Consider the following 12,494-nt stretch of genomic DNA (forward strand, 5'->3'; position numbering starts at 1 on the left):
GTTCCTCGGAGCGGTCACCGTTCGTGGCGGACGAAACATTAGCACGGTCGGAAGGGCGCCCGGGAAAACGGGCCACCGCGCGCCGGCCGAGCGGCGCGCGAGCTGCATGCGCGCCGGCCGGATACCATCATGTCCTCGGGACCCGAGGAGGAGCCGGTGAGCGTGCTGCAACGCTTCGAGAAGCGTCTGGAAGGCCTGGTCGAAGGGGCCTTCGCCAAGGTCTTCAAAGGGGTGGTCCACCCCGTGGAGATCCTCAACGCCATGCAGCGGGAGGCCGAGGCGCACAAGGCCATCCTGGCTGGTGGCCGCACGTTGGTGCCCAACCGCTACGTGATCGATCTCTCGCCCTACGACCACAGTCGTCTGGCGCCGTACGCCGCCGCGCTGGCCCAGGAACTGGCCCAGTCGCAGGCGGAGTTCATCGGCGAGCAGGCGTGGACGGTCTACGGCGACGTGATCGTCGAGATCGAACGCGGCGAGGGGCTGGACACCGGCATGTTCCGGGTCACCGCCGAGGTCTACACCGGTGGCGAGGTCGCGCCGGTCTCCGCGCCGGGCGGCTACGACGCCGGCCCGCCGGCGTACCCGGCGTACGACCAGGGTGGCGGCTACGGCCCGCCGCCGGGGCACGGCGGCGGCGCCCGCAACGTCCGGCTGGTCTCCGGGGACGGTCGCACGTACCCGCTCCAGATGGGCTCGACGGTGATCGGCCGTGGCGACCAGGCGAACCTGCGCCTGCCCGACGTCGGCATCTCCCGGCGACACGCCCGGCTGGACTTCGACGGCGGGCAGGTCGTGCTGACCGACCTTGGGTCGACCAACGGGACGATGGTCAACGGCCAGCGGGTCTCCGCGGTGGCGCTCAACCCCGGCGACATGATCCAGCTCGGCACGACGACGCTGACCTTCCGCGTGGACGGCTGACCCGCCTTGCCGGAACTCGTCATCACCGTTGCCCGGTTCGGGTTCCTCATCCTGCTGTGGATCTTCGTGTTCACGGTGGTCGGCGTCATCCGCCGCGACCTCTTCGCAGGAGCCCGGTCGGGCCGGCTGGTGGCCGCGCCGCGCGCGGTCGGCGCCTCGACCGGGCAGGCGGCGAAGCCGGCGGCGAAGGCCAAGCGGGGCAGGGCCGCGCACCAGCTGGTGGTCACCGCCGGTCAGCTCGCCGGCACCCGGATCACCCTCGGCGAAGCGCAGATCACGATCGGACGGGCCGAGGACTCCACCCTCGTCATCACCGACGACTACGCCTCCGCCCGGCACGCCCGCCTCGTGCCGCGCGAGGGGCAGTGGTTCGTCGAAGATCTCGGCTCGACTAACGGCACCTACCTGGATCGCGCTAAGGTCTCCGGACCAACCCCCGTCCCCCTCGGCGTGCCGATCCGGATCGGCCGCACATCTCTCGAATTACGGCCATGACTCTGACCCTGCGCTATGCGGCCCACAGCGACCGCGGTCTGATCCGAGACGGAAACCAGGATTCCGTCTACGCCGGGCCGCGGCTCCTCGCCGTCGCCGACGGCATGGGCGGCATGGCCGCCGGTGACGTCGCCAGCAACATCGTCATCGGTGCCATGGCGCCCCTCGACGAGGACGTCCCCGGGGACGCGCTCGTCGATGCCCTGCGCTCGGCCGTCGGCACCGCCAACCAGCAGCTCCGCGACACCGTGGACGCCAACCCGCAGCTGGAGGGGATGGGCACCACGCTCACCGCGACCCTCTTCTCCGGCAGCAAGCTCGGTATGGTCCACATCGGTGACTCGCGGGCCTATCTCCTGCGCAACGGTGAGTTCGCGCAGATCACCAAGGACGACACCTACGTCCAGATGCTCGTCGACGAGGGCCGGATCAGCGCGGAGGAGGCGAGCAGCCACCCCCAGCGCTCGCTGCTCACCCGGGCGCTCGACGGCCGGGACATCGACCCGGAGTACAGCGTCCGGCAGGTGCTTCCCGGTGACCGCTACCTGATCTGCAGTGACGGCCTCTCGGGCGTGGTCAGCGCGGACACCATCGGCGACACCTTGCGGGAGTACACCGACCCGCAGCAGTGCGTCGAGCGGCTGGTGCAGCTCGCGCTCCGCGGCGGTGGCCCGGACAACATCACCGTGATCATCGCGGACGCCACCGACCAGGACATCGTCGAGGCGAGCCCGATCGTCGGCGGCGCCGCGTCCCGGGACCGGGGCATGGCCACCTCCGCCGACGTCTCCACCCCGGCCGCCCGGGCCTCGGCGCTCAACGCGCCGCGTCCCCCGGCCCCGGAGGATCCGGCCGCCGGTGGCGACGACGAGCCGGACCGGCCCCGCCGGCGCCCGCTGCGTACCGTCGCGATGCTGACGGCGCTGCTGGTCATCCTCGGCGGCGGCCTCTTCGCCGGGTGGAGCTACACCCAGCGGCAGTACTACGTCGGGGCGACCGACGAGGGGCAGCTCGCGGTCTTCCGCGGGGTTCCCGGCCAGGTCGCCGGCCTCAACCTGTCCGACGTGCACTCGGAGAGCCCCGCCAAGCTGGACGATCTCACCCTTGCCGCGCAGGAGCAGGTCAAGCAGGGCATCCAGGCCAAGAGCGAGCCGGACGCGATGCGCCAGCTGGCCGAGCTGACCCGCGACGACCCGACCAACTCGAACCTCAAGCCGGTCTGTCCGCCGAGCCCCACGGCGGTGGCGAGCAACTCCCCGATCGCGCCGACCCGCGCCGCGCCCGCACCGTCCGTTTCGGCGGCCGGCGGTCGACCGACCCGATCCTCCGCCACCCCGACGCCGACCATCACGCCCGACGCCTCGGTCTCCGATGCGGTTCCGCCGGTCCTCGACCCGGCGGGCTGCCGGTCGTCCGAGTGACCGTCGGCTGACATCCAGGGACCTTCCGTGACCGCAGCGGCCACACCGGCAGCCTCGCCCGCCAAGACGGGCGAGCAGCCCGGCGTACGTCTGGCCCGGTCCCGGCGCAACGCCGAGCTGTCGCTGCTGGCACTGGCCATGGTGCTGGTGGCGGCGTACGGGGCGATCGTCGAGTCGAACGTGCTCGACACGGTCACCCCGGGCTTCTGGGTTCCGGCCGCCGTGCTCGGCGTCCTCTTCCTCGGCATGCACCTGGTGATCCGGTTCCTGGCACCGTTCGCCGATCCGGCCCTGCTGCCGGCCGTCGCGCTGCTCAACGGCATCGGGGTCGGCTTCCTGCGCCGGTACGACCTGGCCCGGGCGGACGCGGCGGACCGGGAGGCGCTGGCGATCTTCGCCGGCACCGGCGGTCGTCAGCTGGCCTGGACGCTCGCCTCGGTGGTCCTCGCCGCGGTCCTGCTCTTCATCGTCAAGGACCACCGGTCGATCTCCCGGTACGCGTACACGCTGGGGTTGGCCGGCATCATCCTGGTGATGATCCCGGCGGTGCTGCCCCGGCGGTACTCGGAGATCTACGGCGCCAAGCTGTGGATCCGGGTCGGCGGGTTCAGCATCCAGCCGGGTGAGTTCGCCAAGCTGGCGCTGCTGGCCTTCTTCGCCTACTACCTGGTCCGCAAGCGCGAGGTGCTCTCCCTGGCCAGCCGGCGGATCCTCGGCATCGACTTCCCCCGCGGCCGGGACCTCGGCCCGGTCCTCGTGGTCTGGGTGCTGAGCCTGCTGATCCTGGTCTTCGAGAAGGACCTCGGCACCTCGCTGCTCTACTTCGGCATGTTCGTGGTGACGCTCTACATCGCCACCGAACGGGTCAGCTGGCTGCTCATCGGTCTGCTGCTCTTCTTCGGTGGCGCCTACCTCGCGTACGTGCTGGGCGGCACGATCGGCGGCCCGTTCGCCAACTTCCACCTGCGCGCGGAGATCTGGCTCGACCCGTTCTCCGACCCTTATCAGGACGGCTACCAACTGGTCCAGGGCCTGTTGGCGCTCGGCAGCGGGGGGCTCTTCGGCACCGGGCCGGGTGCCGGCGAGCCGCTGGAGATCCCCGAGGTGCAGAACGACTTCATCTTCGCCGGCATCGGCGAGGAGATCGGCCTGTTCGGGCTGACCGCCCTGCTGGTGACGTACCTGCTGATCGTGGAGCGCGGGCTGCGGGCCGGCCTGGAGGTGCGGGACTCGTTCGGCAAGCTGCTCGCCGGTGGTCTCGCCTTCACCCTCGGGCTCCAGGTCTTCGTGATCGTCGGCGGCATCAGCAAGCTGATTCCGCTGACCGGTCAGACCACCCCGTTCCTCTCCGCCGGTGGGTCGTCGCTGATGGCCAACTGGCTGCTCATCGCGCTGCTGCTGCGGGTCTCCGACGGCGCCCGCCGCCCGTTGACCGCGAGCGGCGGACCGGCCGCTCGGCCCTCGGGCACCCCGCCGGAGCAACTGCACGGCGCTCCCACGGAGGTGATCCGCCCGTGAACGCGCCCCTGCGCCGCGCCGGCGTCGTCGTCATGGTCCTGTTCGGGCTGCTCTTCGCGAACCTGAACTGGGTCCAGGGTTACAAGGCGGACGAATACCGCAACAGCGACTACAACGGCCGGGTCCAGGTGGCCGAGTACGAGCGCCGGCGCGGCAACGTCGAGGCCGGTGGCACCGCCTTCGCCACCAGCAAGGCGACCAGCGACAAGCTGAAGTACCTGCGCACCTACCCCGGCGGGGCGAAGTACGCGCACGTGCTCGGCTACAAGTCGGTCAACATCGGGGAGACCGGCATCGAGCGGACCGAGGACGAGTTCCTCGCCGGCACCAGCGACGCCCTGATCGCCAACCGGATCAAGGACCTGTTCACCGGCGACGAGACCGGGGGCGGCAACGTCCTGCTCACCCTCTCCAAGCGCGCGCAGGACGCCGCGTACAACGGCCTGCGGGACAACAACGTGGGCGCGACGAAGGGCGGGGCGATCGCCATCGACCCGCGTACCGGGGCGGTGCAGGCGCTCGTCTCGATGCCCAGCTTCGACCCGAACCCGCTGGCCAGCCACAACACCAACGAGGCCACCGCGGCGTACAACAAGCTCGAGCAGGACCCGGCCGGTCCGCTGAAGAACCGGGCGCTGTCGGAGACCCTGCCGCCCGGCTCGACCTTCAAGATCGTCGTGGCCGCGGCGGCGCTGGAGAACGGGGTCGGCAAGAACACCCCGATCCCGGCCGGCGCGAGCTGGACCCCGCCGACCTCCGGTGCGCCGATCCGCAACGCGCACCCGTCGATCTGCCCCGAGGACGAGGTCAGCCTGAGCGAGGCCGTGCGGGAGTCGTGCAACACCGGCTTCGCCCGGCTCGGCGTGAAGCTCGGCGCCGACACCCTCAAGGAGAAGGCCCGGCAGTTCGGGTTCGAGCAGGAAGACCTCACCGTCGGCGAGGACGGGCTGGGCGTGGCGGCCAGCCGCACCGGCACCATGCAGAACCCCGACGGCGGGGACAACCCGGCCGGGGTCGCCCAGTCCTCGATCGGTCAGTTCGACGTCCGGATGACCCCGCTGCAGGGGGCGATGATCGCCGCCACGGTCGCCAACGGCGGCAGTCAGATGCGGCCGTACCTGGTCAAGCAGCTGCTCGGGCCGGACCGGACCACCGTCTACGACGCCGCCAAGCCGCGGAAGCTGCGCGAACCGGTGAGCGGCCAGGTCGCGAACGACCTGCGGGACATGATGGTCGGCGCCGTGGAGGGTGGCACCGGCCGCACCGCCCGGATCGACGGCTACACGGTCGGCGGCAAGACCGGCACCGCCCAGTCCGCGCCGACCCGGCCCGACCACGGCTGGTTCATCGGCTTCGCGATCGACCGGAACGGCACCCCGGTCTCCGCGGTCTGCGTGCAGCTGGAGGAGGCGGGCGAGGGCGGCAGCGCCGAGGCGGCCCGCATCGCCGGCCGGATCATGCAGGCGGCGATCGCCGATTCCGGGAGCCGCTGACATGCTCAGCCCCGGCGTCCAGCTCGGCAACCGCTACCGCCTCGACGAGCGGATCGCCAGCGGTGGCATGGGCGACGTCTGGCGCGGCACCGACCAGGTGCTGGGCCGTACGGTGGCGGTGAAGAGCCTGCTGCCGGCGCTGCTGGACGAGCCGGGCTTTGCCGAGCGGTTCCGCGGTGAGGCCCGGACGATGGCCACCATCAACCACCCGGGCGTGGTGGACGTCTACGACTTCGGCAGCGACCAGCACATCGCCTTCCTGGTGATGGAGTACGTCGAGGGCGACGCGCTCTCGGCGACGCTGAGCCGGGTCGGCCGGCTCACCCCGGCCCGGACGATGGCGCTGCTGGCGCAGGCCGCCGACGCGCTGCACGCCGCCCACGAGAAGGGCATCGTGCACCGGGACGTCAAGCCGGGCAACCTGCTGGTCCGGCCGAACGGGACGCTGGTGCTCACCGACTTCGGCATCGCCCGTTCCGACCTGGTCGGCCAGCTCACCGCCGCCGGCTCGGTGCTCGGCACCGCGTCGTACATCTCGCCGGAGCAGGCCACCGGCGCGGTCGCCACCCCCGCGTCCGACGTGTACGCCCTGGGCGTGGTCGCGTACCAGTGCCTCGCCGGTCGTCGGCCCTTCGAGGGGGACAACCCCCTCGAGATCGCGATGAAGCACGTCCGGGAGACCCCCAGGCCGCTGCCCGGCGACATTCCGCCGCAGGTCAAGGCGATCGTGGAGCGGGCGCTGGCGAAGGACCCGGCGCACCGCTGGCCGAGCGCCGCCGCGCTCGCCTCGGTGGCCCGGCAGGCGAAGGCGGCGCTCTCCCAGCAGGCCCGCGGCGGTGGGCAGGCCCGCCCGGTCTCGGCGGCGCCGGCCTCGCCGGCCGCGCCGGTGGCCCGGGCGCAGGTCCCCGCCGCGCCGCATCAGCAACAGCACCGCCCGGTCTCGGCGGCGCACCCGCAGTCCCGCCCGCCCGCGACCGGCCAGGCCCGCCCGCCGGTGGTGGCGCGGCAGCCGCAGGCGTCCGCCGGGGTGCCGCGACAGGCCGCCCCGCCGGCCGCTCCGGCCGGTCAGACCCGCGGCGCCGCTGCCGTGCCGTCGGCACCGATCCGGTCCGACCGCCCGACCGGGTACGCCCCGGCACCCGCTCCGGCTCCCGCGCGGCGTTCCAGGTCAGGGCGGGTCCTGCTGGCCATTCTGCTGGCCGTACTGGTTCTGGTCTGCTCCGGCGTGATTTCCTACAAGTCGCGGGAGGCCGTGGGAGCCGGTGACCCCGGCTCGCCCGTCATACTCAGCGCCACGCCGGGCGCGCTGAGCGCCCACGGACGCGACGATCCGGCCTCCACGCCGTACCGTCGGGTGGAGTTGCCCCAACCGGGCGGCGGCGAGACGACGACGAGCGAAGGACGACGAACGCGATGACAGCGCAGGCCCGCCTGCTCGGTGGCAGGTATCAGGTCGGCGAGCTGCTCGGCTACGGCGGCATGGCGGAGGTGCACCGCGGTCGTGACCTCCGGCTCGGTCGCGACGTCGCGATCAAGATGCTCCGCGCCGACCTGGCCCGGGACGCCACCTTCCAGATGCGGTTCCGCCGGGAGGCGCAGAACGCCGCATCCCTCAACCACCCGGCGATCGTCGCCGTCTACGACACCGGCGAGGAGACCGGGCCGACCGGCGAGACGCTTCCCTTCATCGTCATGGAGTTCGTCAACGGACGGACCCTCAAGGAGGTCCTCGGTGTCGAGGGGCGGCTCCAGCCGCGTCGGGCGTTGGAGATCTGCGCCGACATGGCCGCCGCGTTGGAGTTCAGCCACCGGCACGGGATCATCCACCGGGACATCAAGCCCGGCAACGTGATGCTGACCCAGACCGGCCAGGTCAAGGTGATGGACTTCGGCATCGCGCGGGCGCTGGCCAGCGGCGTCACCACGATGACCCAGACCAGCGCGGTGATCGGCACGGCGCAGTACCTCTCGCCGGAGCAGGCCCGCGGCGAGGCGGTCGACGCGCGCTCCGACGTGTACGCCGCCGGGTGTGTCCTCTTCGAGCTGCTCTGCGGGCACCCGCCGTTCATCGGTGACAGCCCGGTCAGCGTCGCCTACCAGCACGTGCGAGAGGCCCCGCCGACCCCCAGCGACATCAACCCGGACGTCAACCCGGCGGTCGACGCGATCGTGCTCAAGGCGCTGTCGAAGAACCCGCTGAACCGCTACCAGAGCGCCGGTGAGATGCGGGCCGACCTGCTCCGCGCCGCCGCCGGCCGGCCGGTGCTGGCCACCCCGGTCATGCCGCACGACGAGACGGCGCAGTTGGCGCCCGGCGCCGGTGCGGCCGGCTACCCGACGCAGGTGGCGGGCGCGGCCACCCGACAGATCCCGGCGCGGGTAGGTGACCCGGGGCGGCGCAAGAGCTCGGCGTGGGTGATCGCCGCCTTCGCGGCGGTCGGTGTACTGGCGGTGATCGCCCTGGTCGCGGGGCTGTTGCTCCAGAACCGGCCGCCGGAGAAGGTCACCGTGCCGACCCTGGCCGGCAAGAGCCAGGCCGTCGCGTTCGCCGAGATCGAGAACGCCGGCCTGGTGCCGAAGCGCGGTGACCCCACCTTCAACAGCACCTGCACCGAGGGCACCGTCGCCGACCAGAACCCGAAGCCGGGCGTACAGGTCGCGCAGAACCAGCAGGTGATCGTCAACATCTGCGGCGGCAAGCCCGAGGTTCCCATCCCGAGCGGGCTGGTCGGATCCCAGTACGAGAACGTCAAGGAACAGCTCGACAAGCTGAACCTGAAGGTCGACCAGAAGCTCGTGGACAGCGGCCAGCCGGAGGGGACCGTCACCAAGGTGACGCCGCCATCCGGCACCAAGGTTCCCGAGGGCCAGAAGGTGGTCGTGGAGGTCTCCAGGGGCAACATCCGCGAGGTGCCTCGCGTGATCGGCTTCACCGAGGAACAGGCCCGCGAGGAGTTGAGGAAGGCCGGCTACGACGTACGGGTGCGCCCCGGCGACGAGGTGCCGGCCGACGAGGCCGGAAAGGTGACCAAGCAGTCGCCGGGCCCGGGCACCAAGCTGGCTCGCGGCGAGCGGGTCACCATCGAGGTCTCCGTCCCCGAGCCCACGCAGGAGCCGACCCCGGCCAGCCCGACCCCGGCGACCCCGACCCCGACGACCGGTGCCGGTGGCGGCTTGTTCCCACCCCCGCCGCAGCGGGTGTCGGGCGACTAGCGCTCCAGCATCGTCGGAGGCCCGGTCCGCACCCGCGGGCCGGGCCTTCGCCGATTTGATCGTCGGACGGTGCGGCGTGCCGGTGCTGGCCCCTGGCCCGCGCCGTGTCCCCGGCATACTCACCGCGCCACTACGCTGAGCGCGGATGTGGGCCCCCGGGCGGGCACACGAGATCCCAGCACCATCCTCGGGGGGCCGGCCGGTGACAGCGCTCGCACGTCTGCGGAGCGGGGCGTACCGCTGGCGGCCCTGGCGGTTTCGGACGGTCGCCCTGGGCCTGGTCGCGCTGTTTCTGATCAGCGTCCCGTGGCTGTGGACGACCATCGGCGCGCAGGGGCACCTGTACGACGAGGCCGAGGCGCCCGCCGCCGACGTCGTGATCGTCCTGGGCACCGCGGTGGCGGCCGACCGCCGGCAACCCGGGGGGCGGCTCGCCGGTCGCCTGGAGACGGCGGCGGAGCTGGTGCACAGCGGGCGAGCCCGGGTGGTGCTGGTCTCCGGCGACGGGGACGGTACGTCCGGTGACGAGCCGGCCTCGATGACCGCGTACCTGACCGAGCACCTCGGCGTCGATCCACGTCGGGTCGTGGCCGACCCGTTCGGCTTGGACACCTACGACACCTGCCAGCGGGCCCGCGAGGTCTACGGCGTGGAGCGGGCGCTGATCGTGACGCAGTCCTACCACCTGAACCGGGCGGTGACGCTCTGCCGCCACCTCGGCCTCGACGTCGACGGGGTGAACGCCCGCTGCTCCGGCTGCGGGGCCGTCCTGCTCGCCGGGAAGGCGGTCCGGGACTACTTCGCCAGTGGCAAGGCGGCCTGGGACGCCGTCCGGCACCGGCCGCCCGCCGTCAGCTCACCCCCGAACGCCGAGGTGCGGGACGCATTGAAGAGCTGACCGGAGACGGGCAGACCTGGCCGGCCGGGCCGTCGGCGCGCCCCGCCGTCGACGGGACGAGGAGGACGTGGCAGGTCGGTCAGGAGGCGGCGAACGCGGCGCGGCGGCGGGCGTCCACCTCGGCGGCCAACTCCGGGGCGCGCTCCAGCGCCTCCGAGTGACCGCAGGCGGCCAGCCAGTTCGCCAGCATCAGGTGACCGCCCTCGGTCAGCACCGACTCCGGGTGGAACTGGACGCCCTCGATCGGCAGGGTCCGGTGGCGCATCGCCATCACCACCCCGGACCCGGTCCAGCCGGTAACCTCCAGCTCGTCCGGGAGCGTCTCGGGGAGCACGGCCAGCGAGTGGTAGCGGGTGGCGGTGAACGGGTCGGGCAGGCCGGCCAGTACCCCGACGGACCGGTGGCGCACCTCGGAGGTCTTGCCGTGCAGCAGCTCGGGGGCGCGGGTGACGGTGGCGCCGAACGCCTCACCGATGGCCTGGTGGCCGAGGCAGACGCCGAAGATCGGCAGCTCACCGCCGTACGTCCGGATCACGTCGAGGCAGATGCCGGCCCGGTCCGGGCTGCCCGGCCCCGGCGAGAGCAGGACGCCCGCGGCGCCGACCCGGCCCACCTCCGCCACGTCGATCTCGTCGTTGCGCCGGACCTCGCAGTCGACGCCGAGCTGGCCGAGGTACTGCACGAGGTTGAAGACGAACGAGTCGTAGTTGTCGATCACCAGGACACGCATCGGCTCACTCGTCCGGGGAGGGGGGTGGGGTGTTGTTCTCGTCGGTGTCGTACGGCAGGTCGTACTCGTCCCCGGTCGGCGCGGGTCCGGGTTCGCCACCGGGGGCGTCGCCGCCCGGCGTGCCGGAGTCCTGGGTGACCTGCACGTCGTCGAAGGGGAGCAGCGGCTCGGCCCACGGGAAGACCACGTACCACAGCAGCGCCACGGCCGCGGTGGCCAGCAGCACCGACCCGGTCAGCCGGCCGGGCAGGCCGAACGGCAGCTTCCGCCAGATCCAGGAGTACATCGCGGTCCTCAGGCTCCCAGTTCCTGCGGCCGCCCCGCCGACTTGGGCTGCTTGCGCTCCAGTTCGGCGTGGACGATCAGACGCTGGTAGTTGTCGAATTTCGGGTTACAGGTGGTCAGCGTGAGCACCGCCTTGGTCGGCTTCTGACCGGGCTTCGACGGCACCGGCGCGACCACCTCGACCTGGTCGGGCCGGACGATCCGGGACTGGTAGACCTTGTAGACGTACCACTCGGTCTTGCCCTCCACGACGATCGCGTCGCCGTTGTCGAGCTCGTCCAGCGACCAGAAGGTGGCCCGGTTCCGGTGCCCGGCGACGGAGAAGTTGCCCAGCTGGCCGGGGAGCGCGCTCTTCGGGTAGTGGCCCGGGGCGTACCGGATGTCCTTCTGGGTGACGCCCTCGACCACGACCCAGTTCTTGTCCAGCTTGGGGATGTAGAGCCCGGCGATCGGCCGGCCCTCCACCGGCGGCTTCGGCTTGGGGGCCGGGCCGGTGGGGGCGACGGTGGGGTCGCCGGTCGGGCCCCAGGCCTGCTCCAGCTGCTTGGTCAGGTCGTTCTGGTGGGCGTCGACGATCGCCGACTTGCCCCAGATCTCGTAGCCGGCGAAGAGGAGCACCACGAGGCCGAAGGTGATCAGCACCTCGCCGGTCAGCCGGATGCCGGTGCGCAGCCGGGAGGCGAACGACGGTCGGGTCAGCTCGGAGTAGACGCTCTTGTAGCCCTCGCCGGTCTGCTCCGGTCGCAGCTGGACCACCCGCTCGCCGCGTCGCGGCTGCGGCTGCGGCTGCGAGCCGGGCGGCGTGTCGTCGGCGCCGTCACGGGGCTCCGGGGCGGGGGGCACCGCGCCCATCAGCGCCGTCGAGTCGAGCGCCGGCGGGGCGGCCTGCGGTCGGCCGACGGCCGGGATGACCGCGGTCGCCGAGGGATCGGGCCCGGCGCCCCGTGGGCCGCTGTCCGGGCCGGGACCGCCGGGTCGGCTCGACGGGTACGGCTGCGGCTGACCGGCCGGGCCGGAGCGGTCGTCGGTCGGGGCGGGTGCGGTCGGCCGGACGTCGGCCGGCGGTCCGGTGCGGTCGGTGACCTTGGGGAGGAGAGCGGTGGGCGCGTCGGCCACCGGCCGGGTCTCCGGGCCGGACTGCCGCTCGGCGGCGCGGGGATCGGCTGCGGCGCCCGGGCCGGGGCCGGCGGGTCGCTCGGCACCGGCGGGCGGTCGCTGGGCACCGGCTGCGGTGGGTGGCAGGTGTCCGGGCGGCGTGGCCGGCGTCGACGCCCGCTGGGTGGCGGGCGGTACCGCTGTCGACGACCGGTGCGCGTCCGGCGTCGCCGGCGTGCTTGATCCCGTTGGGCGGTGAGCGGCCGGTGGCCGGTGGGCGTCCAGCGGCGTCGGCGTGCCGGAGCCCGGTGCGCGGTGGGCGGCCGCTGGTGCCGGGCCGGCCGGGGGCCGCTGGGCGGCCGGTGGCGCCGGGGTGGCCGGGGCCGGGGGTCGCTGGGCGGCCGGTCCGGCGGGCGTCAACG

At 72.9% G+C, this 12,494-nt stretch carries 11 protein-coding genes; 8 read left to right on the plus strand and 3 right to left on the minus strand.

The window, feature by feature from the left end:
• Positions 1 to 129 precede the first annotated feature (129 nt).
• The 8 genes from V6U79_RS22300 (at position 130) to V6U79_RS22335 (ending at position 9,962) form a co-directional block, all read left to right on the plus strand.
• Positions 130 to 924, plus strand: coding sequence for an FHA domain-containing protein (locus V6U79_RS22300; protein WP_088959603.1), 795 nt, complete (start codon positions 130 to 132; stop codon positions 922 to 924).
• 6 nt (positions 925 to 930) lie between these two features.
• Positions 931 to 1,419 (plus strand): FHA domain-containing protein FhaB/FipA, encoded by a 489-nt coding sequence (locus tag V6U79_RS22305; RefSeq protein WP_334534257.1) that lies wholly within the window; start codon positions 931 to 933, stop codon positions 1,417 to 1,419.
• On the plus strand, positions 1,416 to 2,840 hold the full coding sequence (locus V6U79_RS22310; RefSeq protein WP_334615677.1) for a PP2C family protein-serine/threonine phosphatase: 1,425 nt from the start codon (positions 1,416 to 1,418) through the stop codon (positions 2,838 to 2,840). The genes V6U79_RS22305 and V6U79_RS22310 overlap by 4 nt, the downstream gene beginning before the upstream one ends.
• 27 nt (positions 2,841 to 2,867) lie before the next feature.
• The gene (locus V6U79_RS22315; protein ID WP_442933405.1) at positions 2,868 to 4,358 is read left to right on the plus strand and encodes an FtsW/RodA/SpoVE family cell cycle protein; all 1,491 of its coding nucleotides are present in this window, start codon (positions 2,868 to 2,870) and stop codon (positions 4,356 to 4,358) included.
• On the plus strand, positions 4,355 to 5,851 hold the full coding sequence (locus V6U79_RS22320; RefSeq protein WP_334534263.1) for a peptidoglycan D,D-transpeptidase FtsI family protein: 1,497 nt from the start codon (positions 4,355 to 4,357) through the stop codon (positions 5,849 to 5,851). The genes V6U79_RS22315 and V6U79_RS22320 overlap by 4 nt, the downstream gene beginning before the upstream one ends.
• A gap of 1 nt (position 5,852) precedes the next feature.
• Positions 5,853 to 7,268 (plus strand): serine/threonine-protein kinase, encoded by a 1,416-nt coding sequence (locus V6U79_RS22325; RefSeq protein ID WP_334534266.1) that lies wholly within the window; start codon positions 5,853 to 5,855, stop codon positions 7,266 to 7,268.
• A complete protein-coding gene (pknB, locus tag V6U79_RS22330) occupies positions 7,265 to 9,064 on the plus strand; it encodes a Stk1 family PASTA domain-containing Ser/Thr kinase (RefSeq protein WP_334534268.1) in 1,800 nt (599 codons plus the stop codon). Before V6U79_RS22325 ends, pknB begins: the two co-directional genes overlap by 4 nt.
• Before the next feature lie 202 nt (positions 9,065 to 9,266).
• Entirely contained in the window at positions 9,267 to 9,962 is a 696-nt protein-coding gene (locus V6U79_RS22335; RefSeq protein WP_334534271.1) for a SanA/YdcF family protein, read from the plus strand.
• A 79-nt stretch (positions 9,963 to 10,041) separates the two neighbouring features.
• Here V6U79_RS22335 and V6U79_RS22340 read toward each other — a convergent pair whose 3' ends face one another.
• Genes V6U79_RS22340 through V6U79_RS22350 form a run of 3 tightly spaced genes read right to left on the minus strand, consistent with a single transcriptional unit; the run spans position 10,042 to position 12,357 of the window.
• Positions 10,042 to 10,692, minus strand: a complete 651-nt coding sequence (locus V6U79_RS22340) for an aminodeoxychorismate/anthranilate synthase component II (RefSeq protein ID WP_334615678.1) — start codon at positions 10,690 to 10,692, stop codon at positions 10,042 to 10,044.
• A gap of 4 nt (positions 10,693 to 10,696) precedes the next feature.
• On the minus strand, positions 10,697 to 10,978 hold the full coding sequence (locus tag V6U79_RS22345; protein ID WP_334534278.1) for a hypothetical protein: 282 nt from the start codon (positions 10,976 to 10,978) through the stop codon (positions 10,697 to 10,699).
• 8 nt (positions 10,979 to 10,986) lie between these two features.
• Positions 10,987 to 12,357, minus strand: coding sequence for a class E sortase (locus V6U79_RS22350; RefSeq protein WP_442933807.1), 1,371 nt, complete (start codon positions 12,355 to 12,357; stop codon positions 10,987 to 10,989).
• Positions 12,358 to 12,494: the final 137 nt, after the last annotated feature.

Source organism: Micromonospora psammae (assembly GCF_036902725.1).
Taxonomy (GTDB): Bacteria; Actinomycetota; Actinomycetes; order Mycobacteriales; family Micromonosporaceae; genus Micromonospora.